Origin of the sequence: Curtobacterium sp. MEB011 (assembly GCF_030209655.1) — a bacterium.
Classification (GTDB): Bacteria; Actinomycetota; Actinomycetes; order Actinomycetales; family Microbacteriaceae; genus Curtobacterium; species Curtobacterium poinsettiae.
This window is the reverse complement of sequence record NZ_JARVRN010000011.1, coordinates 111,085-132,501: the sequence shown is the minus strand read 5'-3', so window position 1 is coordinate 132,501 and position 21,417 is coordinate 111,085. Positions and strand designations below refer to the sequence as shown.

Annotated in this window: 14 protein-coding genes; 9 read left to right on the top strand and 5 right to left on the bottom strand. The window is 71.9% G+C overall.

What is annotated here, in order from left to right; all coding sequences use genetic code 11:
• Positions 1 to 21 precede the first annotated feature (21 nt).
• A complete protein-coding gene (gene guaB1, locus QRN30_RS13875; RefSeq protein WP_031260288.1) occupies positions 22 to 1,461 on the bottom strand; it encodes a GMP reductase in 1,440 nt (479 codons plus the stop codon).
• A 177-nt stretch (positions 1,462 to 1,638) separates the two neighbouring features.
• Here guaB1 and QRN30_RS13870 point away from each other — a divergent pair, with 177 nt between their 5' ends.
• Positions 1,639 to 5,385 (top strand): multifunctional oxoglutarate decarboxylase/oxoglutarate dehydrogenase thiamine pyrophosphate-binding subunit/dihydrolipoyllysine-residue succinyltransferase subunit, encoded by a 3,747-nt coding sequence (locus QRN30_RS13870; protein WP_214563623.1) that lies wholly within the window; start codon positions 1,639 to 1,641, stop codon positions 5,383 to 5,385.
• A 79-nt stretch (positions 5,386 to 5,464) separates the two neighbouring features.
• On the opposite strand, the gene QRN30_RS13865 is transcribed toward QRN30_RS13870, so the two are convergent.
• Positions 5,465 to 5,905: a GNAT family N-acetyltransferase gene (locus tag QRN30_RS13865; protein ID WP_042539621.1), complete on the bottom strand. Its 441-nt coding sequence runs from the start codon at positions 5,903 to 5,905 to the stop codon at positions 5,465 to 5,467.
• 115 nt (positions 5,906 to 6,020) lie between these two features.
• On the opposite strand from QRN30_RS13865, the gene QRN30_RS13860 reads away from it, so the two are divergent.
• Together QRN30_RS13860 and QRN30_RS13855 are read left to right on the top strand one after the other, a co-directional pair.
• The gene (locus tag QRN30_RS13860; RefSeq protein ID WP_071250929.1) at positions 6,021 to 6,602 is read left to right on the top strand and encodes a hypothetical protein; all 582 of its coding nucleotides are present in this window, start codon (positions 6,021 to 6,023) and stop codon (positions 6,600 to 6,602) included.
• Positions 6,603 to 6,652: 50 nt separating this feature from the next.
• Positions 6,653 to 8,104: a LamG-like jellyroll fold domain-containing protein gene (locus QRN30_RS13855; RefSeq protein ID WP_284761228.1), complete on the top strand. Its 1,452-nt coding sequence runs from the start codon at positions 6,653 to 6,655 to the stop codon at positions 8,102 to 8,104.
• Between the two features lie 81 nt (positions 8,105 to 8,185).
• Here the strand turns inward: QRN30_RS13855 and QRN30_RS13850 are convergent, their stop codons facing one another.
• Together QRN30_RS13850 and QRN30_RS13845 are read right to left on the bottom strand one after the other, a co-directional pair.
• Positions 8,186 to 8,428 carry a zf-HC2 domain-containing protein gene (locus tag QRN30_RS13850; protein WP_017888199.1) on the bottom strand — a complete coding sequence of 81 codons (243 nt, stop codon included), beginning with the start codon at positions 8,426 to 8,428 and terminating at the stop codon, positions 8,186 to 8,188.
• Entirely contained in the window at positions 8,425 to 9,276 is an 852-nt protein-coding gene (locus QRN30_RS13845; protein ID WP_194590660.1) for a sigma-70 family RNA polymerase sigma factor, read from the bottom strand. Before QRN30_RS13845 ends, QRN30_RS13850 begins: the two co-directional genes overlap by 4 nt.
• An 81-nt stretch (positions 9,277 to 9,357) precedes the next feature.
• Here QRN30_RS13845 and aroA point away from each other — a divergent pair, with 81 nt between their 5' ends.
• The 4 genes from aroA (at position 9,358) to hisN (ending at position 14,156) form a co-directional block, all read left to right on the top strand.
• Positions 9,358 to 10,743, top strand: a complete 1,386-nt coding sequence (gene aroA / locus QRN30_RS13840) for a 3-phosphoshikimate 1-carboxyvinyltransferase (RefSeq protein ID WP_284761227.1) — start codon at positions 9,358 to 9,360, stop codon at positions 10,741 to 10,743.
• Between the two features lie 3 nt (positions 10,744 to 10,746).
• Positions 10,747 to 11,793, top strand: a complete 1,047-nt coding sequence (gene rsgA / locus QRN30_RS13835) for a ribosome small subunit-dependent GTPase A (RefSeq protein WP_194590482.1) — start codon at positions 10,747 to 10,749, stop codon at positions 11,791 to 11,793.
• A gap of 382 nt (positions 11,794 to 12,175) precedes the next feature.
• Positions 12,176 to 13,348: a hypothetical protein gene (locus tag QRN30_RS13830; RefSeq protein ID WP_262159692.1), complete on the top strand. Its 1,173-nt coding sequence runs from the start codon at positions 12,176 to 12,178 to the stop codon at positions 13,346 to 13,348.
• Positions 13,349 to 13,367: 19 nt separating this feature from the next.
• Positions 13,368 to 14,156 (top strand): histidinol-phosphatase, encoded by a 789-nt coding sequence (gene hisN / locus QRN30_RS13825; RefSeq protein WP_082046957.1) that lies wholly within the window; start codon positions 13,368 to 13,370, stop codon positions 14,154 to 14,156.
• Between the two features lie 74 nt (positions 14,157 to 14,230).
• On the opposite strand, the gene QRN30_RS13820 is transcribed toward hisN, so the two are convergent.
• Positions 14,231 to 15,769, bottom strand: coding sequence for an MFS transporter (locus QRN30_RS13820; protein ID WP_056068910.1), 1,539 nt, complete (start codon positions 15,767 to 15,769; stop codon positions 14,231 to 14,233).
• 536 nt (positions 15,770 to 16,305) lie between these two features.
• Here QRN30_RS13820 and QRN30_RS13815 point away from each other — a divergent pair.
• Positions 16,306 to 19,005 carry a helix-turn-helix transcriptional regulator gene (locus QRN30_RS13815; protein ID WP_284761226.1) on the top strand — a complete coding sequence of 900 codons (2,700 nt, stop codon included), beginning with the start codon at positions 16,306 to 16,308 and terminating at the stop codon, positions 19,003 to 19,005.
• A gap of 486 nt (positions 19,006 to 19,491) precedes the next feature.
• Positions 19,492 to 21,306: a glutamine--fructose-6-phosphate transaminase (isomerizing) gene (glmS, locus tag QRN30_RS13810; RefSeq protein WP_284761225.1), complete on the top strand. Its 1,815-nt coding sequence runs from the start codon at positions 19,492 to 19,494 to the stop codon at positions 21,304 to 21,306.
• Positions 21,307 to 21,417: the final 111 nt, after the last annotated feature.

Here is a 21,417-nt window from a genome sequence, read left to right as displayed (position 1 = left end):
GCGACGCGCGCCCCGTCCGCGCTACCAGCTGACGGGCAGGGGTTTGCCCTCTTCGTACCCGGCGGCGGACTGGATGCCGACTAGCGCGCGCTCGGAGAACTCGGCGAGCGACGACGCACCCGCGTAGGTCGCGGAGCTGCGGACGCCGGTGGTGATCATGTCGAGCAGGTCCTCGACGCTCGGGCGCTCCGGGTCGAGGTAGATCGTCGACGACGAGATCCCCTCGGCGAAGAGTTCCTTGCGGGCCCGCTCGTACGGGTCGAGCCGCTCGAAGCGCTCGCGGACGGCCTTGGCCGAGGCCATGCCCCAGCTCTCCTTGTACGCCTTGCCCGCGGCGTCACGGCGCAGGACACCGGGCGCTTCGAGCGTGCCGGCGAACCACGAGCCGATCATGACCGCGGACGCCCCGGCGGCCAGCGCGAGGGCGACGTCGCGCGGGTAGCGCACCCCGCCGTCGGCCCAGACGTGCGCGCCGAGCGACCGAGCGGCGGCGGCCGTCTCGAGCACGGCGGAGAACTGCGGGCGGCCGACGGCGGTCATCATGCGGGTCGTGCACATGGCGCCCGGCCCGACACCGACCTTGATGATGTCCGCCCCGGCGCCGACCAGGTGCGCGACGGCGTCGGCGGTGACGACGTTGCCGGCGACGAGCGGGATGCCGAGCTGCAGGGACGAGACCGTGCGGAGGGCACGGAGCATGCCGTCCTGGTGTCCGTGCGCGGTGTCGAGGACCAGGACGTCCACGCCCGCGGCGGCCAGCGCCTTCGCCTTGGCCGCGACGTCGCCGTTGATGCCGAGCGCGGCGGCGACCCGGAGCCGCCCGGAGGCGTCGACGGCGGGCGTGTAGATGTCGGAGCGGATCGCGCTCGTCTGGCTCGTGGTGCCGACGACCCGACCGTGCCGCATCACCGGCGCGAAGTCGACCTCGGCGGCGGAGAGCACCTGGTGGACGTGGCGGGGCGTCCCGGCGTCCTCGGCGTCGATGGCGGTCGAGGCTCCGTGCAGCAGGTCGCCGAGGACGGCGTCGGGGCCGGCGGTGCCGAGGCGGGTGGCGGGCACGCAGCCGAGGTACTCGCCGTCGGCGTCGCGGACGACCACGCCACGGCCGGCGACGGGCAGGAGCTGCTCCAGGGCCTCGGCGACGGTGGTCTGCGCCCCCATGTCGTAGGCGGTGTCGAAGTCGACCGGCTGGTCCTTCACCCAGCGGATCGCGGCGTCGAGGTCCTGCAGGTGCATGTCCTGCGGCAGCACGCCGAGGCCACCGCGCCGGGCGAGGGTGGCGGCGAGCCGGGGGCCCGTGACCGAGTTCATGTTGGCGCTGACGATCGGGATCGTGGCGCCGCTGCCGTCGTTCGCCGCCAGGTCGACGTCGAAGCGGCTCGTCACACCGGAACGGCTCGGGACGAGGAAGACGTCGGAGTAGGTCAGGTCGTGCGTCGGCCGCGTCTCGTAGAACCTCATGCGCTCCACTGTACGGCTCCGGTCACGGCCCCGACCGGGTGCCCACGGGCCGCCGACTCGCGCCGTGGCTGACACGGAACGGACATGTCGGAGCGGCTAGGCTTGGAACCTGTGCGGCGCAGGGTTGCTCCGCACGACACACACGAGCATCTATCGACGGAGAGTGGGCGATCGGCTGTGTCGAGCCATCTGACCGGAACGGACGAGACCGCGGGCGAATTCGGGGCGAACGAGTGGCTCGTCGACGAGCTCTACGAGCAGTTCGTCGCGGACAAGGAGTCGGTCGACAAGTCCTGGTGGCCGGTCCTCGAGAGCTACCACCGCACGCAGGTCGGTGGCGCTGCGGCCCCGGCCCAGTCCCCCGCGCAGCAGGCACCGGCCCAGCAGCAGTCGTCGACGCAGCAGCCCGCCACCGGTGACGCTCCGGGCGAGGCCAAGTCCGGTCCGATCCAGGCGAAGACCACCTCGCGCCAGCCGGCACCGCAGCCGATCCCGGCCGAGGCGAACGACGCCGCGGACGACCACGAGGAGACCCACGAGGACGTGGCGACCCCGCTCCGGGGCATGGCGAAGACCCTGGCGTCGAACATGGACGCCTCGCTGACGGTCCCGACCGCCACGAGCGTCCGCACCATCCCGGCGAAGCTGATGATCGACAACCGGATCGTCATCAACAACCACCTGCGGCGCGCCCGCGGCGGCAAGATCTCCTTCACGCACCTGATCGGGTGGGCGATGGTGCAGGCGCTCAAGGACTTCCCGAGCCAGAACGTCTTCTACGAGGAGCGCGACGGCAAGCCGTTCGTCGTCGCCCCGGCGCACGTGAACCTCGGCATCGCGATCGACGTCCCGAAGAAGGACGGCACCCGCTCGCTCCTGGTGCCGAGCATCAAGCGGGCCGAGTCCCTGACGTTCGGCCAGTTCCTCTCCGCCTACGAGGACCTCGTCAAGCGCGCCCGTGACAACAAGCTCACCCCGGCGGACTTCCAGGGCACGACGATCTCGCTCACCAACCCGGGCGGCATCGGCACCGTGCACTCGGTCCCCCGTCTGACGAAGGGGCAGGGCTCGATCATCGGCGCCGGTGCCCTGGAGTACCCGGCGCAGTTCCAGGGATCGGCGTCGAAGACCCTGGTCGAGCTCGGCATCGGCAAGACCATCACCCTGACGAGCACCTACGACCACCGTGTCATCCAGGGCGCCGGTTCGGGCGAGTACCTCAAGCACGTGCACGAGCGCCTGATCGGTGAGCACGGGTTCTACGACGGCATCTTCGCCGCGCTCCGGATCCCGTACAAGCCGATCCAGTGGGCGAACGACATCAACGTCGACCTGGCACACCGGGTGAACAAGACCGCGCGCGTGCAGGAGCTCATCAACAGCTTCCGCGTCCGTGGGCACCTGATGGCCGACATCGACCCGCTCGAGTACCGCCAGCGCACCCACCCCGACCTCGAGATCGAGAGCCACGGGCTCACCTTCTGGGACCTCGACCGCGAGTTCGTCACCGGCGGGCTCGCCGGCACCACCTCGGCACCGCTCCGCGACGTCCTCGGGATCCTGCGCGACGCGTACTGCCGCACGGTCGGCATCGAGTACATGCACATCCAGGACCCGGAACAGCGTCGCTGGGTGCAGGAGCGCATCGAGGTGCCGTACTCGAAGCCGTCGAAGGAAGAGCAGCTCCGCGTCCTCGGCAAGCTCAACGAGGCCGAGGCGTTCGAGACCTTCCTGCAGACCAAGTACGTCGGCCAGAAGCGCTTCTCGCTGGAGGGCGGCGAGTCCACCATCGCCTTCCTCGACACCCTGATCCAGCACGCCGCCGGAGCCGGACTGGCCGAGGTCGCGATCGGCATGGCCCACCGTGGCCGCCTGAACGTGCTGACGAACATCGCCGGCAAGACCTACGGACAGATCTTCCGTGAGTTCGAGGGCTCGTCGCTGCCGGGCACGGTGTCCGGTCAGGGCTCCGGCGACGTGAAGTACCACGTCGGCACCGAGGGCGTGTTCCGCACGTCCGACGGCTCGAGCATCCCGGTGACGATCGCCGCGAACCCGTCCCACCTCGAGGCCGTCGACGGCGTGCTCGAGGGCATCGTCCGCGCCAAGCAGGACCGCGAGGCCCCCGGCAGCTTCGGCGTACTCCCCGTGCTCGTGCACGGCGACGCGGCGATGGCGGGCCAGGGCGTGGTCGTCGAGACGCTGCAGATGTCGCAGCTCCGCGGCTACCGCACCGGTGGCACGGTCCACCTCGTCATCAACAACCAGGTCGGGTTCACCACCCCGCCCGAGTCCGCGCGCAGCTCGGTGTACTCCACCGACGTCGCGAAGACGATCCAGGCGCCGATCTTCCACGTGAATGGTGACGACCCCGAGGCCGTCGCCCGCGTCGCCGAGCTCGCCTTCGCGTACCGCGAGGAGTTCCACCGCGACGTCGTGATCGACCTGATCTGCTACCGCCGTCGCGGCCACAACGAGGGCGACGACCCCTCGATGACGCAGCCGCTGATGTACAACCTCATCGAGGCGAAGCGCTCCGTCCGCACGCTGTACACCGAGGCCCTCGTCGGCCGTGGTGACATCACGCAAGAGGAGTACGACGAAGCGCACCGCGACTTCCAGGACCGCCTGGAACGCGCCTTCGCCGAGACGCACGAGGCGCAGACCGGCACCATCCCGGTGATCGAGGTCGACGACGACGGTGCGGTGCAGGGCCTCGAACGCCCGGCAGCGCAGCGCGACGACTCCGAGGTCGAGGTGCACGAGACCGCCGTGTCCGACGAGCTCGTCCGGGCGATCGGCGACGCACACAGCAACCCGCCCGCCGGGTTCTCCATCCACCCGAAGCTGCAGCAGCTGCTGACCAAGCGCACCGAGATGACGCGCAACGGCGGTATCGACTGGGCGATGGCCGAGCTCATGGCGATCGGGTCGATCCTGGTCGAGGGCAAGCCGGTCCGCCTCGCCGGACAGGACGCCCGCCGTGGCACCTTCGTCCAGCGCCAGTCGGTCTTCCACGACCGGGTGAACGGCCAGGAGTGGCTGCCGCTGTCGAACCTCACCGAGGACCAGGCCCGGTTCTACGTGTACGACTCGCTGCTGAGCGAGTACGCGGCGATGGCCTTCGAGTACGGCTACTCGGTGGAACGCCCCGAGTCCCTCGTGCTCTGGGAAGCGCAGTTCGGTGACTTCGCGAACGGCGCCCAGATCGTCATCGACGAGTTCATCTCGTCCGCCGAGCAGAAGTGGGGACAGCGCTCCGGCCTCGTCCTGCTGCTGCCGCACGGGTACGAGGGCCAGGGGCCGGACCACTCGTCAGCACGCATCGAGCGGTACCTGCAGCTGTGCGCCGAGGACAACATGATCGTCGCACGACCGTCGACCCCGGCGTCGTACTTCCACCTGCTCCGCCGACAGGCCTGGGCCCGTCCGCAGAAGCCGCTCATCGTGTTCTCGCCGAAGGCGATGCTCCGGCTCCGTCAGGCGACGAGCGCGGTCGAGGACTTCACGACGGGCACGTTCGAGCCCGTGCTGGACGACCACCGGATCACCGACAAGGGTGCCGTCCGCCGGGTCGTGCTGCACTCCGGCAAGGTGCACCACGACCTGCGCGCCGAGGTCGACAAGCGCGGGATCACCGACGTCGCGCTCGTCCGCCTCGAGCAGCTCGCGCCGCTCCCCCTCGACCGCATCCTCGAGGTGCTGGCCGGCTACCCGGACGCCGACGTCGTGTGGGCACAGGAGGAGCCGGAGAACCAGGGCGCCTGGCCGTTCGTCTGCATGAACCTGTCGCCGCACCTGGGCGGCCGACCGTTGTCCGTCGCGGCCCGCTCGGCGAGTGCAGCACCGGCCACCGGGTCGTCGAAGCGCTCCGCACAAGAGGCCGCGGACGTCATCGACACGGCACTGAGCACGTCGGCGTAACCACGAGGAAGCGCCCCGTGTGGGAGTCCGATGGACTCCCACGCGGGGCGCTTCGCTGTTCCCGAGGAGTGCGACGCCCCTAGGCGAACTTGGTGTACCGGACTCCGGCGTCGTGGTACCCGCGCTTCTGGTAGAACCGGTGCGCGTTGTCCGTCGCTGCCGCACTGACCGCGCTGAGGCGACGCGCGCCCTGCTCGACGGCCCACGCTTCGAACGTGTCGATGAGTGCGGAACCGGTGCCGAGCCTCCGGGCCGTGTCGTCGACGACCAGCAGCAGCAGCTGCGCGGTCGGTTCGTCGCTGGCGTACGCCCACGTGACCTGGGCCCCGGCCACGGCGGCCACACGGCCGTCGTCCCCCCGGACGACCCAGGTGCGGTGCCCGGCCTCGGGCGTGAGCCGTTCGAGGCGGGCGCGCATCGACGCGTCGTCGACGTCGTGACCGAGCAGGCGGACGAGGGCGGCGACGTCGGCGACGTCCGTGTCAGACCAGGCGGTGGTCGACTCGACGGTGAGGGTCATGTCGGCCAACCTACCCGGGCCGCCGGTCGTGTTGCGACGGGCTTCCATAACAACTGATATTCATATACTCTGCTGTCATATCACCCGCCGGGTGATCCCGACCGACAGGACAGCCATGCACATCACCTCCCGCCACGGCCGCACCGCAGCCTGGATCGCGTTCCCGCTCGCCGTCGTCGCCAGCGGTGCCCTCATCGCCACGGCCTCGTACGCCGCCTTCTCGAGCAGCACCGACAACGCCGCGAACAGCTGGCGCACCGGCGCCGTCTCGCTCACCGACGACGACCAGGGCGTCGCGATGTTCGACGCCGACGATCTGGTGCCCGGGTCCAGCGGCTCGAACTGCATCACCGTCACGGCGAACACCACCAACGCCTCGACCGTGAAGCTCTTCACCACCGACCAGGCCGACGACGACGCACTCGCCGAGCACGTGGGACTGACCGTCGAGCGCGGCAGCCTCGGCACCCCCGGAGACTGCAGCACCTTCACCACGGCGACGACAGTTCACGACGGGACGCTCGCCGGCCTGATGGAGTCCGAGTCCTTCGGCACCGGTGTCGACGCGTGGCAGCCCGCGACGGGCACGGCGAGCACGACCTACCGCTTCAGCTACGACCTGGCTGCGGGCGCACCGAACACCGTGCAGTCGTCCGAGGCGGGCACCACGTTCGTGTGGGAAGCGCAGACCGACTGACCCCGTCCCGAACCCGACCCGTCCGACCCGCCCGACCCGAGGAGCAGCCGATGCCGAACGCCACCACCCGCCGTCACGTCCGCTGCGCCGGCGACGTGCCCCGGCTGCTCCTCGCGGTCACGGCACGCACGGTCCTCTGGTCGGCCCTGCTGCTCGCGCTGTGGGCGTCGCTCCCCGCGGCCCTCGGGTGGCACGTGACGACCGTCGTCTCCGACTCGATGGCCCCCGGCATCCGGACCGGGGACGTCGTCGCCGCGATGCCGGCCGGCCTGGACACCGTCGAGGCCGGACGGGTGCTGCTCGTCGAGGACCCGGACCACCGGGACCGACTCCGGCTGCACCGGCTCGAGCGCGTCGAACAGGACGGCGCCCTGCGTCTGCGCGGGGACGCCAACCCGACGGCCGACCGGACTACCGTCGCCCCGGACGCCGTCCTCGGTGTGGGCGTCCTGCGCTTCCCGTGGGTCGGGCTGCCCGGTGTCTGGATCCGTGGGGGCGACTGGACCTCCCTGCTGCTGACCGGTGTCGTCGCCGCTGTGCTCGTCGTCGCCGGGCGGGCCGACCGGGACATCACCGCCGGTCACCCCTGCCGGACCTGCGGCGCGCCGCGCCGGGACGTCCACTCGCCGGTCGTCGCGGAGCCCGGCACCGTCACCATCACCGCCGTGTCGTCGTCCACCGTGCCGGTCGCGGCGTTCACGGCGGCTGCCATCGTCCTCACCCTGCTCGCCGCAGCGGGAGCGGGAACCGGGTTCGGGGCCGGGGCCGGGTTCAGCGGTTCGACCGGCACCGCCTCGGCACTCGGCACCGGCGGGTTCGGGTGCTTCCACCAGCCCGCACCCGGCACGGCACTCGCGTGGGACTTCGCCGAGAAGAGCGGCCCCCGGGTCGTGGACTCGAGCGGGTCCGGGGCCGACGGCACCTTCACGCCCGCCGCTGCCCGGGTCGACGCCGACTGCGCCACGAACCCGTACGCGACGTTCTGGACCGAGGACGGGGCCGAAGGGTGGGCGGTCACCGACACCGCGGTCGACGCTCCGAACGCCTTCACGATCGAGGTCTGGTTCCGCACCCAGGACACCGACGGCGGGCGCGTGTTCGGCTTCGGCTCGGACCGCTCTGCCGCGTCCCAGTACCGCGACCGGCACCTGTACATCGGTGCCGACGGAGTCCTGCGGTTCGGCGTCGAGGGATCAGGGTCGCAGTTCAAGTTCACGCTGGGATCGACGGCGACGGTCACCGACGGCGAATGGCACCACGCGGTCGCGACGTTCCAGTCGCGATCGATGGCGCTCTGGGTCGACGGCCAGCTGCAGGGCAGTCGTTCCGATGCCGTCACCCTGCGGCAGTACGCCGGACACTGGCGCGCCGGACGCCAGACGCTGGCCGGTTGGCCGAACGCCGGCGACTACGTCTACACCGGCGACGTGGACACGGTCCGGGTGCACGAGCGCGTCCTCCACGCAGCGGCGATCACCCGTGCGTTCCAGGCCGGCCGCTGACGCCGGACCGGGCCGAGGCGAACGCCGATGCCTGACCAGTCCGGGCGCCACCCGAGCCGGGCGTGCGCCCGGCCTGTGACGTCAGTGCGTCGACTGTTCCTGCCGGATGCGCTCGAGGATCTCGCTGCGCAGCTGGTCCGGAGCGGTCTCCTTGCACGCACGGCGGACGGTCTCCATGAGCACGACGCCGACGCGGTGCTCGGTCTGGCAGTCCTCGCACCCGTCCATGTGCTCGCGGATGTCCGCAGCGTCCTCGTGGCGGAGCTCGTCGTGCAGGAACTCCTCGAGCTCGGCCTTCGCCTTCGAGCAGTCGCAGCCGCTCATCGTGCGTCCTTCCGTCCGGTGCGACCCGTGGCCGCGGTTGCCTTCGTCGTCGGCGCCGCGCCCCGGCCTCGTCCGCGCATCGTCGCCGTCGACGCTGCATCCGGGACGATGCCGGTCTCGCGGGCGTGGTCCGCCAGGAGCCCACGGAGGAGCCGGCGACCACGGTGGAGGCGGCTCATGACCGTCCCCACGGGGGTCTTCATGATGTCGGCGATCTCCTGGTACGAGAAGCCTTCGACATCGGCGAAGTAGACGGCCATCCGGAAGTCCTCGGGGATGGCCTGCAGGGCGTCCTTCACGGCGGAGGACGGCAGGTGGTCGATCGCGTCGGCCTCGGCGGACCGGGCGGAGATCGACTGGGTGACGCTCTCGGCGCCGCCGAGCTGCCAGTCCTCGAGCTCGTCGATGGTGCCCTGGTACGGGTTCCGCTGGTTCTTGCGGTACGTGTTGATGAACGTGTTCGTGAGGATCCGGTACAACCAGGCCTTCAGGTTCGTGCCCTGCTTGAACTGGCGGAACGCGGCGAACGCCTTGACGAAGGTCTCCTGCACCAGGTCCGACGCGTCGGCCGGGTTGCGGGTCATCCGCATGGCCGCGCCGTAGAGCTGGTCCATGAAGGGCAGGGCCTGGTCCTCGAACAGGGACCGCAGCTCCGCCTCGGAGACGGTCTTCGCGTCCACGGGCTCGTCGGCTGCGTCGTCGAGGGCGGTCTGCTCGTCTTCGACGGCGTCGAGCTGCACCTCGGTCTCGTCGACCAGGTGGTGCGGAGCTGCCTGCGGTTCGTCGGTCGTCATCGCGGCCAAGTCTAGGCCGAGCGTGCCGAGCGTCGTCGGCACCGCGGTCAGCACGGTCGCCGTGCTGGTCCGCTCTCGAGCGAGTGTTGCTGTCGCCACTGATCCTCCCGGTGCGTTCAGTACCCTGGTGAACCGATGGCAGACACGACGCATTCCCAGAGCGGGACCCAGCCCGCCGCACCCTGGATCGCCCCGGTCGCAGGGGGGCCGCTGCGCGGTGACGTCGCGCTGCCCGGGTCGAAGTCGCTGACGAACCGGGAGCTCGTGCTCGCGGCCCTCGCCGACGGCCCCTCGATTATCCGGCTGCCGCTGCACTCGCGCGATTCCGCACTGATGATCGCCGGCCTCCGGGCGCTGGGCGTCGGCATCGAGGAACTCGAGCCCGCAGCCGGCACCGCTCCGAACCCCTACGGCCCGGACCTCCGGATCACGCCCGCCCCGATGCACGGCGACGTCCGCCTGGACTGCGGGCTGGCCGGCACCGTGATGCGCTTCCTGCCGCCGCTCGCCGCCCTCGCCGTCGGGCCCGTCACGGTCGACGGCGACCCCTACGCCCGCAAGCGGCCGATGCACGCCATCGTGCAGGGCCTCGTGGACCTCGGTGTCGACGTCACGGACGACGGCGGGGGCTCGATGCCGTTCTCGTTCACCGGCACCGGCTCGGTCCGCGGGGGCGCCCTGACGATCGACGCGTCGGCGTCCTCGCAGTTCGTCTCCGGGCTGCTGCTGTCGGCGCCCCGCTTCGACGAGGGACTGCACCTGACCCACGTCGGCGAGCGTCTGCCGAGCATGCCGCACATCGAGATGACCGTCGCGGCGCTCCGTGCCCGCGGCGTCCGGGTCGACGAACCGTCGGTCGGCGAGTGGGTCGTGCACCCCGGTCCGATCGGCGCGCGCGACGTCACGATCGAGCCCGACCTGTCGAACGCCGCTCCGTTCGCGGTGGCCGCGCTCGTCGCGGGCGGTACGGTCCGCATCCGCACCTGGCCCACCGAGACGACGCAGGTCGGCGCCGACCTCGAGACGCTCCTGCCCCTGTGGGGGGCGACCGTGGCCCGTGACGGTGACGACCTGCTCGTCGACGGCGGCGTCGGAATCCGCGGCGGGGCCTCCTTGCCGGGTCTCGAACTCGACCTGAGCCGCGGCGGCGAACTCGCACCGGCGCTCGTCGCGCTGGCCGCGCTGGCCGGCGGGCCGAGCGAGATCACCGGCATCGGGCACCTGCGGGGCCACGAGACGGACCGCCTGGCCGCGCTGGCGGCGGACCTCAACCGGTCTGGAGGCGCGGTGCACGAACTCGACGACGGCCTGCGGATCGAGCCGGCGCCGCTCCACGGCAGCGCCTGGGGCGCGTACGACGACCACCGGATGGCGACCGCTGGGGCGATCGTGGGCCTCGTCGTCGACGGCGTCGCCGTCGACGACATCGGGTCGACGGCGAAGACGCTGCCGCAGTTCCCGGAGCTGTGGGCGGCACTCGTGGCGTCCTCGGTGGCCGCTGCACCGGTGAGTGGGGACTGACGCATGAGCTGGTGGGACGACGCCGACGGTGACGACACCGACGCGGACGAGCCGTACGGGCAGTACGACGAGTCGAGCGTCCGGGTGCGTCCGAACCCGAAGGGCAACCGGCCACGCACGAAGACCCGGCCCACCTACGACGACGCCCCCGTCGGGTGGGTGACGAACGTCGACCGCGGGCGGTTCGGGGTGCTGATCGACGACCACGTCATCACGGCCACGAAGGCCCGCGAGCTCGGCAAGAAGTCCGTGGTCACGGGCGACCACGTGTCACTCGTCGGGGACGTCTCCGGGGACCCCGGGTCGCTCGCGCGCATCGTGAAGGTCGCCGAACGCACCACCCTGCTGCGCCGGAGCGCCGACGACTCCGACGAGGTCGAGCGCGTCATCGTGGCGAACGCCGACCAGATGCTCATCGTGGTGGCCGCCGCCGACCCCGAGCCGCGCACCCGCCTGATCGACCGGTACCTGGTGGCGGCGTTCGACGCGGGGCTCGACCCGATCCTCTGCATCACGAAGACCGACCTCGCCGACCCGGCTGCGTTCCTGGCGCACTTCGCCTGCCTGGACCTGCGGATCGTGACGAGCCGTTCGGACGACGTCCCGCTCGAGGCGCTGCACGAGCTGCTCGACGACAAGGTGACCGTGACCGTCGGGCACTCCGGCGTCGGCAAGTCGACCCTGGTGAACGCGTTGACCGGGTCCACGCGGGCGATCGGCGTCGTGAACTCCGTGACCGGCCGGGGGCGGCACACGTCCTCGTCGTCGATCGCGCTGCGGGTCCGTGACGGTGGCTGGATCATCGACACCCCGGGCGTGCGGTCGTTCGGCCTGGGGCACGTCGACCCCGCGAACGTGTTCCGGGCGTTCGCCTCGCACGCGATCCCGGTGCTGCCCGCGCGGGACGGCATCCCGTTGGCGCAGGCGCACGACTGGGAGATCGTCGACCGGGTGCAGGACGGGGAGCTCGGGCCGACCGGTGTCGAGCGGCTCGACTCGTTCCGGGCGCTGCTGACCGGGATGGGCGCGTCGGACCCCGGTTCGGAGTAGCGCGAGGGGCGGTGGCTGCGGGCGCTGGTCGGCGGCCGGTCGGCGCTCGGCGGTTGGTCGGCGCTCGGCGCTGCTCGGCGGCTGGTCACGACACCCCGCGGTGTGTGCGTCGAGCGGTCACGAACTGTCGGCTGGTTGCGCGGCATCCGACAGTTCGTGACCGCCCGAGCGCTGGCGCGCGGTGAGTCGTGACCACTCAGCCCGCGCCCGCCCCGTCGCACCGCGCAGACCTCGCACCGTGCGAGGGGCTCTGAACGGTGCGAGGTCGTGCGCTCCGTGCGGGCTCGCGGCCTCGCACGGAGCGGGCAACCTCGCACCGGACGACGACTCGACTCCGGGCCTGCGTCGACAAGCACGCACCAGCGTTGTACGGTTGGCGATCGTGTCTGAAGTTGCAAAGTACAACTTTGCGCCGACCCCCGCTGTCGACGCCCCGTCCCCGAGCACGACGACGACGTCGCACGCGCACCACTCCCCCACGCACAAGTCCTCGCGAGCCCCGAAGCCGCAGGGCTCCGACAGCGTCCTGCGCCCGGCCGGCCTCGGTCGCGTGCTGCTGACGTTCGCCTCGCACATCCTCGTGCCGCTGTTCCTGGCCGCGGGCATGGGCCTGGCGTACCTCGGCGCCTTCCACGCCCCGGCGCCGCACGAACTCCCCGTCGGCATCGTCGGCCAGGGCGCCGCCACCCAGGTGTTCGCCCAGACCGTGACCGACCAGTCCGACGGCGCCCTCGTGGCCCACGTCGTCGCCTCGACGAAGGCCGCCGAGCAGCAGGTGCGCGACCGCGACCTCGCGGCGGTCTACGCACCCACCGCGACCGGTGCCACGCTCTTCGTCTCGACCGCCGCGTCGGAGACGACCGCGAGCGCCGCACAGAAGGTGTTCCTGCCGATCGCCTACGACCAGCACGTGCCGTTCCGGGTCGTCGACGTCGTGCCCACGGGCAGCCAGGACACCACCGGCCAGGGGCTGTTCTTCCTGCTCGTGGCCCTGAGCGTCGGCGGGTACGCGTCCGCGATCGCCGTGGCCTCGGTCGCGACGAAGCTCCGTACCGTGTGGACCGCGGTCATCGGCCTGGCCACCGCCGGGGTCGTCGCGGGGATCGGTGTGGTCGTCGCCGGCCCGGTCTACGGCGTCATCACCACGCACCACTGGCAGGTGTTCCTGTTCGCCTGGCTCTACGACGCGGTCATCGTCGCGCTCGGCGTCGGGCTGCACCCCGTGCTCGGACGGTGGACCACCCCGATCCTCACGATGCTGTTCGTGATGCTGAACTTCACGTCCTCCGGCGGGATCTTCCAGCCGGCGTTCCAGCCGGGGTTCTTCGCCGCGCTGCACACCTTCTGGAGCGGCGCGGCGTGGTTGCAGGCCGCACAGGACCTACAGTACTTCCCGGATGCGTCGCTCGGCCGACCGTCCCTCGTGCTCGCCCTCTGGCTGGCGGCGGCGCTCCTGCTCTGTGCCGTCGTGCACGGGCTCGTCGCACGCCGGACCCGCATCGCCCGCGAACGCGAGGTCACCCGGCTCGAGGAAGAAGAGGTCGTCGCCGCGTAGCGACGGTAGGTTGGGCGACGTGGACCTCAGCGCCGACCTGGACTTCGCCCGCTCCCTCGCCGACACCGCCGACACGATCAGCCTCGAGCGCTTCCGTGCCGCCGACCTGCACGTGACGAAGAAGGCCGACAGCACGCACGTCACCGACGCCGACCAGGCGGTCGAACGGGCCCTGCGCGAGCGGCTCGCCGCCGAGCGACCGGACGACGCGTTCCTCGGTGAGGAGACCACGGCCGACACCGGAGCCGAGGCCGTCAGCGAAGGGCACCGGCAGTGGGTGGTCGACCCGATCGACGGCACCGCCAACTACCTGCGTGGCGTGCCGGTGTGGGCGACCCTGATCGCGCTCGCGGTCGACGGTCGCCCGGTGCTCGGTGTCGTCAGCGCTCCGGCCCTCGGCAAGCGCTGGTGGGCGGCCGAGGGTTCCGGTGCGTTCTCGTTGGACGGACCGCTCCGGGTGTCCGGGGTCGCCGACCTGGCCGACGCCAGCCTGAGCTACAACAGCATCCAGCAGTGGGACGACGACGACCGCCTCGAGCCGCTCGTCGACCTGTCCCGCCGGGTCTGGCGCACCCGGGCCTACGGCGACATGTGGTCGTACATGATGGTGGCCGAGGGCGTCCTCGACGTCGCCGGCGAACCGGACCTGAAGCCGTGGGACATCGCCGCCCTCGTCCCCATCGTCGAGGAGGCCGGCGGTCGCTTCACCTCGCTCGACGGCGATCCCGGGCCCTGGCACGGCAGCGCCCTCGCCACGAACGGCCTGGTGCACGACGCCGTCGTCGAGGTCATCCGCCGCGAGTCCTAGGCCGGCGGCCGAGCGGATCGGCCGCCCTCGAGCGGATCGGCCGCCCTCGAGCGGATCGGCCGCCGTCGAGCGGATCAGCCGCGGTCGGCGGGCTCCGCAGCCGCGTCGGAGCGCTCGGACTCCCCCTCGGACCGCCGCGCCGCCCGGCGACGCGCCACCAGGTCCGCACCCGCCAGCACCAACGCCAGCGCCATCAGCGACACCGTGAACGTCGTGCCGCTGCGGAACGCGTCGTGGTACGCGTCGAGCCGGCTGCCCGGCCCGGACCCGCCGGACCCCGACTCCGCCGTCTGGCTCCGGACGATGCCGTAGAAGATGCTCGTCGCGACCGCGGTACCGATCGCCGTCCCGACCCGCTGCCCGAGCTGCTGCATCGAGCCCGCGACACCGGACTGCTCGACGGGGATCTCGGCCAGGGTCAGCGTCTGGTTCGGTGACACCACGAACCCACCACCGAGACCACCCACCAGGAACGCTCCGGCCATCGCCCACGGGGTGACCTCCGGCGGAGTGGCGACCGCGGCGAGCATGAGCAGCAGGAAGCCGACGACGACCATCCCGAGCCCGGCGACGACCAGCGCCCGCCCGACCCGGTCGACGATCCGTCCGCCGATGTACGAGCCCACGGCACTCGTCGCCGCGAAGGGGATGCTCACCATGCCGGCGAACAGCGGCGAGAGGCCGAGGCCCTCCTGCAGGTAGAGCGTCACCATGAGGAAGGACGCCGGCAGCGCCGCGAAGTAGACGGCGACGATCGACAGTCCGTTGCGGTACGACGACAGTCGGAAGAGCTCGAAGTGCACCACGGGCGACTTGCCCTGCCGCTTGAACCGCTGTTCCCAGAGCACGAACAGCACGAGGAACACCGCGAAGCCGACCAGCCAGAACCAGCGCGTCGCGGAACCACCACCGCCGCTGGTCAGCACGAAGGGCAGCATCAGGGTGACGATGGCCGCACCGAGCAGCAGGATGCCGACGACGTCCAGTTCGCGGTCCTGCGCCGTCCCCTGAGCCCCCTTCGGCAGCAGGCGGATGGCGAAGACGAGCGCGGCGATGCCGAGGGGCACGTTCATCCAGAACAGCAGCCGCCAGCCGGACTCCTCGCCGCCGATCGCGATGAGGCCACCACCGATGGTCGGGCCGAGTGCGGTGGAGATGCCGATCATCGCGCCGAACAGCCCGAACGCACGGCCCCGCTCCGGCCCCCGGAACAGCTGCTGCACGAGTCCGATGACCTGGGGCATCTGGATGCCGGCGGCGAAGCCCTGCAGGATCCGGGTGACGATCAGGACCTCGATGTTCGGCGCCACGGCGCACAGCAGACTCGATCCGGTGAACGCGCTGAGCCCCACGATGAACATGACCCGTCGGCTCTTCAGGTCGCCGAGCCGGCCGGCGGGCACGAGGGCGAGACCGAAGGCCAGCGCGTACCCCGCCACGATGAGCTGGAGCGACGAACTGGTGGCCCCGAGGGACTGCTCGATCGAGGGCAGCCCGACGTTCACCTTCGACAGGTCGAGGATCGTCAGGGCCGCGACCGCCACGCAGACGGCGAAGGCGCGCCACCGGGTGCGGTCATCGAGGCGGGCGTCGGTCGGTTCGGCGTTGGACATCCCGTCCGTGGTACACCTGCGGCGACGAACACGGTCCGGACAGCCCTGTACCCCGGTTGGCTCCGACGGCCCCGATCGGCCCGTTCGGACACCCCGCAGCGAGCGGACGAGGGGCCCCCTCGTGGCCCCCCGTACTGGGGGCACGGATGTGGACATCCGTCCGCGCGAGTCCGCTCAGCGGGACGAGACCTGAGTTATCGTGCTCCAGACGGCAGGTCACGTGACGCCCTCGGATTCCCTAGATCCGAACGGTGGAACAGACCCGTCGTGTTCGTCCGAAGACCCTAACCCGAGGGGTGATACAGACGATGACATCATCGTTCCCGAGCGGAACCGAGTGCACCCTCACTCGACGACCGCATCCAATCCACGACAGTTCCGGCGCGCGCTCAGTCGCCGCCTCTCGTCCGCGCTCCGCCACGGTCACCCGCCGTGCAGCAGCCCGGTCCGCCGCAGTGCGCCCCGTCGCAGCGACCCCCGTGTTCGCCGACGCCCTCCTCGCAGCATCCGCCTCCGGACCCGGAGGCCGGTGAGTCATGGCACTCACCGGTCGACGTCTCGAGGTCGACCGGATCGCGACCCTCGCAGTGCTCCCACGGGAGTCCGCGATGGTCGTGGTCGGCGACCCTGGTTCCGGACGCAGCAGCGTCCTCGACGCGGTCTCGAACCGCGTTTCCCTGCCCATCGTCCGGGTCGGTGTCAACGGGAGTGAATCCCGCTGGCCACTGGCCGGGGTGACCTCCCTGTTCACCGCGCTGGACGACCCACGAGCCACCGCGCACATCGCCCACCTGCTGCAGGCCGGTGGGACCGCGGCCGCTGTGACGGCCGGACTGGCGGCGGCGCACGACTTCCTCGACGCCGTGCACGCTCTGACCCTGCCGCCGACGCTCGTCCTCATCGACGACCTCGACCGGATGGACACGGAGAGCCAGGAGCTCATCGCGTTCCTCGCCGGACGGCTCGCGGGCACCGCCCTGCGCGTCGTGGCGACGGTCCGCTCGGTGCCGTCGGACGGTCCGCTCGCGGCCCTGCCGACCCTGCGCATCGAACCGCTGCCGTCGGACGAGGCCCTGCTCCTCGCCCGGTCCATGGCACCGGCCGAGGCGAACGACGGCGTCCTCGCCGTCCTCGCCGAGGAGACCGGCGGCAACCCCGGCGCGCTCCGCGAACAGCTCGCGGTGCTCACCCGGGAGCAACTCACCGGTGCCGAGCCGATCGTGCTCCCGCTCCGCCCCACTCCGACCACCGAGGCCATCGCTGCGCTCGCACTCGAGCCGGCCGCAGGACGCGATCTGGACGTCCTCGCGAAGCTCGCCCTGGTGCCCGTCGCGAAGACCACGGCGTGGGACCGGGACGAGCTGGACGACCTGGTCGGGGCCGGTCTCGCGACCGTCCGCGGGCAGAGCGTCACCGTGCGGCATCCGCTGGTCCGTTCCGCGCTCTACTGGCGGATGCCCGCCCGTGACCGCCGCGCGGCACACGCCGAGCTGGCCACGGCGAGCGCCGAGACCGACCCGCGGTCGGCCGCGTGGCACCGGAGCTTCGTCGACGACGTCCCCGACGTGGTCGCGCTGCTGCAGGCCGCACGGTCGTACGTCGTGGACGGCGCCGTGCACGCCGCGATCGCGCTGACCGAGCGTGCCCTGCACATCGGTGGCGGGACCGAGGACGAGCACGTCGCGCTCCTCGGGGTCGCGGAGGCCATGCTCGGCAAGCGTCTGCTCGGTTTCGCCGCGCGGTACCTGGCGGCGCTCCGTCCGTTCCGGACGACGGCGAACGAGGTCCGCCGGCTGCGTCTGCAGTACTCGGCCGAGTACCTCAGCGGTGACGCCGTGCACGCGGACGAGTTGCTCGTCCCCGTCGACGCGACCGACCCCACCGAGGTGGACGCCGTGGCCGGACTGATGGCCATGGTGGCGTGCTTCCGCGCCGAGGCGTGGGAGCTCGACCAGGCGAAGGACCTGCTGCACCGGATCGAACCGCTCGAGGCGTCGGCGTCCGCGCACACCCTCGAGATCACGACGACCGCGCGCGAGCTCATCGCCGCGGTGGACGGCGTGCTGCCGCCCGACACCGAGCTGCACGACGGGCTCGCGACGTCGGCGCTCGTGGCGATGTCCGACCCGGCCCTGCTGCTCCTCGCCCACGCGCTGAGCATCGGCGAGCGCTACCGGAGCGCGCGACGGGTGTTCGCACTCGTGCTCGCCCGTGGGCAGGAGTCCGCGGCGGTGTGGAACGAGGCGGCCCGGTACCTGACGTCCGAGAACGAGGTGCGCTCCGGCAACTTCCGGCAGGCGCTCCGCGCGATCGACGTCTGGGAGTCCGGCTCGTCCGTCGCCGAGCGGCTGCGTGAGCCGTCCCGGGCGATCGCCGTCGCGTGGCGGCACTTCGCTGAGGGCCGGTCGGCCGAGGCGCTCGACGTGGTGGACCGGTGCCTCGAGCACCGTTCGACGAGTCGGCTCTGGGGTGCGACGGCGAAGCTGCACGCGCTCCGCGGCAAGGTCCTGCTGCTCGACGGTCGGCTCGACGAGGCAGCGACCGCGCTCGAGGCCGCCGACGCGATCGGCCGGTCGCTCCGGAACCCGGCGGTGCTCCGGCACCTCGGTGACCTGGTCGAGGCGTACGTGCGCCTCGGTCGGATCGACGATGCCCGGACGATCACGGCCCGTCTTGCTGCGGACCACCACGCCCGCCCGGGTCGGTGGGGTGCCCTGGTGCTGGCGCGGAGCCTGGCGCTCGTCGCCGACGACACCACCCGCGAGTCGGCTCGTCGCCGCGCGCTGGAGCTGTTCCAGCCGCACGACTCGCAGTACGAGCGGGCTCGCACGTTCGCGGCGCTGGCCGCGGTCGGCAACCCCGCGGAGCGTCCGCGCCTGGGTGCGGCGGCCGCAGCGGCCTACGAGGCGGCGGGCCTGCGTCGTCCGCTCGTGACCCCGGCGCCGGCTGCGGCGATGCCGCCGTTCGGCACGGGCTCGTCGTCGGTCCGGTCCGCGCCGGTGCTGTCGCCGGCGTTCCCCGGGACGCCGCGCAGCGCGCCGGACGCGTCGGCGGTGCTCACGTCGCTGACCGCCGAGGAGCGCGCGGTGGTGCAGAAGGTCACCGAGGGGTACCGCAACCGTGAGATCGCGTCGTCGCTGTTCATGTCGCAGCGCACGGTGGAACTGCGGCTCACGCAGATCTACCGCAAGGTCGGCGCGCGGTCGCGATCGCACCTGGTCGCGCTCCTCACGTAGGAGACGCCACCACAGGATGAAGGGGAGGCCCGGTACCAGCTGGTACCGGGCCTCCTGTCCGTCTGCGCTCCACGTCTTCACGCAACCGACCTCGCAGGCTCGGTCGGCGCTGGCGCCGCGCGCCGCTGGCGCGTCGCTCCACGCGAAGCGCGCGCGGTTGCGGGAGTCCGCACGCGCCCGCAGGGCGGTGTGCCCCCGCGCGCGGGGAACCGCAAGAGCGGCCGACCGGTGTTGCCGTGGGGTCGGCGGCGGGTGAGGCTTCTCCTGCACCGACCGCCGTGCCCCTCCCCCGGGGCCAGCCCGCGGTACCCCCGTCCGGTACCCGAGCCCCTCGGCCCAACGACACCGACGTCCGTCCTCGCCTGATCCGAGGACGGGCGCCGGTTCCCCCGCCCAGGGGACCCGGACGCGCGGCAGACCCGACGGCGGTCGGTGCAGCCCCACCGCCCCGTTCCACCCACCCTCGCTCCCCCGAAGGGACAACCGATGTGCGGCATCATCGCGGCCCGCGTGTCTGACGACGCGACCCCCTACCTGCTCGACGGACTCGAACGACTCGAGTACCGCGGGTACGACTCCGCCGGCATCGCCGTCCGGACGGCCGTCGGCGGCGCCGAGACGATCCGCTCGGTCTCCCGCGTCGGCGACCTGCGCACGCTCGTCGCGGCCCGTTCCGGCGACGCGCTCACCGGCATCGGCATCGGCCACACCCGCTGGGCCACGCACGGTGCGGTGCGTGAGGCGAACGCACACCCGCACGCCGACTGCACCGGCCGGATCTCGATCGTGCACAACGGCATCATCGAGAACGCGGAGCGGCTGCGGCAGACGCTCGAGGCGCAGGGGCACCGGTTCCGGTCCGACGTCGACTCCGAGGTCATCGCCCACCTGGTCGAGCGGGCCCTGACGGTCGACCCAGACCTGATGCTCGCGGTGCAGATCGCGACGGCGCAGCTCGAGGGGTCGTGGGCGATCGTGGTGCTGGACGCCCGGGACGGCCGGATGGTCGTGGCGGCGGACTGTTCCCCGCTGGTCGTCGCCCGCTCCGGCCGCGGTGACTTCGTGGCGAGCGACATCGGTGCGATCGCCGAGTGGTGCGAGACGTTCGTGGCGCTCCGCGACGGCGACGTCGTCGAGCTCGGCGAAGCCTGGACCTGGTCGTCCGACGGCATCACGGTGCCCGTGCCGTTCCCCACGGCGTCCCCGTTCGCCGCGGCCGCGCTCGACCTCGGTGACCACACCGACCACATGGCCAAGGAGATCGGCGAGCAGGCCGACGTCGTCGCGACGATCCTGGACCGGGTGGCCCGGCGCACCGCCGACGGCAGCATGTGGGTGGGCCTCGGTCTGGCCGGCTTCCACCGGCTGGCGATCGTCGCCTGCGGCACGTCGTTGAACGCCGGTCAGGTGATCGCGACGGCACTGCGCGGGATCGGCGGGGTGCCGACCGACATCGTCGTCGCGAGCGAGGCCGACCAGGCCGTGCTCGGTCCTGACACCCTGGTCGTCGCGATCAGCCAGTCCGGTGAGACGGCCGACGTGCTCCGCGCCCTGGACCGGTTCGAGGACCGCCACCCGGTGCTCGCGCTGACGAACAACATGCACTCCTCGCTGGCCCGACGAGCGGACGCCGTGCTCGACTGCCACGCCGGTCCGGAGATCGGGGTCGCCGCCACGAAGACGTTCACGGCGCAGGTCGTCGTCGGCGTCGCGGCGATGATCGCCGCGATGGTCGCCTCCGGCCGCATCGAGCCGTCGCACGCCCAGGTGCTCGTCGACGAGCTGCTCGACCTGCCCGTCCGGATCGAGCACGCCGCGCGGGTGTCCGCCGAGCGGATGCCGCTGCTGGCGTCGAGCGTCAAGGAGGCGACCGGATTCCTGTTCCTCGGCCGTGGCACCGGGCTGCCGTACGCCGCCGAGGGCGCCCTGAAGCTCAAGGAGCTCAGCTACCGCTGGGCCGAGGCCTACCCCGCCGGTGAACTCAAGCACGGACCGCTCGCCCTGGTGGACGAGGGCACACCGGTGGTCGTCATCGACCACGGCGAACCGAAGATCCGGTCGGCGATCGCCGAGGTCCGGGCCCGCGGTGGCTTCGTCATCACCATCGGCGGCGAGTCGGCGGACATCCCCGCGCTCGGCCGCCGTGGCACCGGTGGCCTGACCTGGGGCGCGATGACGGCGCCGTGGGGTCCGCTCGAGGCCGTCGTGCCCCTGCAGATGCTCGCCCGTGAACTCGCCCTGCAGCTCGGGTGCGACGTCGACAAACCCCGGAACCTGGCGAAGTCGGTGACGGTCGAGTAGCCGGGCGCCGACGCGTGAACCGCCTGACGGTGTTCCTCGCCGTCCTCACCGCCCTGGCGATCGCCAGCACCGTGGTCCTGGTCACGGTGGTGCTGACGACCGCCGTGCTCC